Source organism: Thermogutta sp., from assembly GCF_014359955.1.
Classification (GTDB): Bacteria; Planctomycetota; Planctomycetia; order Pirellulales; family Thermoguttaceae; genus Thermogutta.
Window position 1 is genome coordinate 1 of sequence record NZ_JACIYL010000783.1, and the last position, 2,035, is coordinate 2,035.

Genomic DNA, 2,035 nt, shown 5'->3' on the forward strand with positions numbered 1-2,035 from the left:
GCCACCGGCCGATTGCTGGTCTATCTGGCGTGTCCAAACCTCTCGGAAACCGAACCGCACGTTCAGGCGTTGCCGGTGCAGTTTCTGCCGGGCGAAAGGCTCCAGATGTTCGGGCGATTACGGCGGTCCTTTCCTGCCATGAACCCGGGCGAATTCGATCTCCGCACCTACCGTCGCGAAGACCGGATCCTGGCGGAATTGAGCGTCCCTTCTCCCGAGTGCATCACCCGGCTTGCCCCAGCCTCTTTTTGGAATCCGCTAACCCTGCTGGGATGGTGGCGGCTTCATGCGGCGCAAACGCTGAAAGAATATCTTTCCCCAGAAAATCAGCCGCTCGCCCAGGCACTCCTTCTCGGATTTCGGACGGAAATTCCCGACGAATTGGAAAGATCGCTGCTCCAAACCGGCACGATTCATCTCCTGGCCATTTCAGGCCTCCACGTGGCCATTTTGGTCGGGGTCTTCAACGCCGTGTTCTGGACGCTGAGAGTTCCCTATCGCTTGCGGATTGGCTTACTTCTTGTCGTGATCGCCGTTTACGCTGTGATCAGTGGAGGGCAGCCGAGTACCATTCGCGCGGCCACCACGTTCAGCGTGCTCCTGTTGGGGACGCTCTTCTATCATTCGTTCTGGTCCTTGAACGCCCTGGCTTTTGCAGCCCTGGTGATTCTGGCCTGGAATCCGGCGGCTCTCTTTCGGCCGGGACCCCAGCTTTCCTTCCTGGGGGCGTCGGTCCTCATCATGGTGGGAAGGCGATATTTTGCGGGCACAGGGGGGACTCTGAACAGGGATGTATCGTCCAACCCCCCACGCTTTGCCTGGGTTGCCGCTTTTTCGGAGTGGTTGGTTCCCACTCTGGTGATCACGGTGAGCATTTGGGTGATGTCCTGGCCGCTGGTGTGGCACTCCTTCCATATCATCAGCCCCTTGGGGATGGTGCTCACACCCGTGCTCATCCCGCTCATCACCGGCACGCTTGCCACGGGATTTGGATTGCTTTTTGTGGGCCCTCTTTGGTCGGCCGGAGCCTGGCCGCTGGCATGGTTGTGTGACGCCTGTCTGACCGGCTGTCGCTGGCTCATTCAGCACGCGGAATACACTTTTCCGCTCTATACCTGGCAGCCGGCGCCGCCCACGTGGTGGGTTGCCGGGGTGTATGGATGGTGGATGCTGCTTCTGCTGGCCAGCGGCGGACCCACGCGGCGTCTGACACGGCTGCTGTGGACGGGGCTTGGTGGATGGCTGCTGGGCGGCATTGTCTTTCTTTTCTTTCCCGCTGCTCAGGACGCCCGAAACTCCCACGATTTGCGGATGACGGTCCTCTCCGTGGGCCACGGTTTGGGAATCGTCATAGAGGCCCCCAACGGAGAAGTCTGGCTATACGATCTGGGGAGTCTGGGGGGTGGCGACCGGGCGGCATGGGCGGCGACCTCCACGCTGTTTTCCCGGGGTTTGCGGCGTCTTGATGGAGTGTTGCTCTCCCACGCGGACCTTGACCACTACAACGGTCTGCCGGATCTCTGCCACTATCTCGCGGTGGGACAGGTGATGGTCACACCCAGGATGTTTCAGGCGACCGCCCGTCGTGAACCTGGCGTGCGGGCACTCGAGGAACTCATCGCCCACCGAAAACTGCCCCTGCGCACAATCGCTGCTGGAGATACCTGGTGGTGGGGAGATTGCCGCGTAACGGCCCTTCACCCCCCGAGCGATTGTGCGGGTTTGACGGACAACGCGGCCAGTCTCGTGCTGTGCGTGGAATATGCAGGCAGGCGAATCCTGCTGACCGGAGACCTCGAAGGGCCGGGCCTCGACGCCCTCTTGAACGGTCCCCCCATGTCCGCAGACGTCCTCGTGGCACCGCATCACGGCACAGCCCGGTCCCGGCCGGACGAACTCGTGCAGTGGTGCCGTCCGCAGTACGTGATCATCAGCGGAGGCTGGGCGAGCCTCGGTAATACAGAAGCTTTTACGGGGGAACTTCCACGCGAGAACGGTTCCTCAGCAAGCCTTCACAGGGTGTTTCATACGGCGG

1 protein-coding gene is annotated in these 2,035 nt (G+C 61.5%); it reads left to right on the plus strand.

The window, feature by feature from the left end:
- On the plus strand, positions 1-2,035 hold a 2,035-nt coding region (locus H5U08_RS16925; protein WP_297035769.1), incomplete at both ends, for a ComEC/Rec2 family competence protein.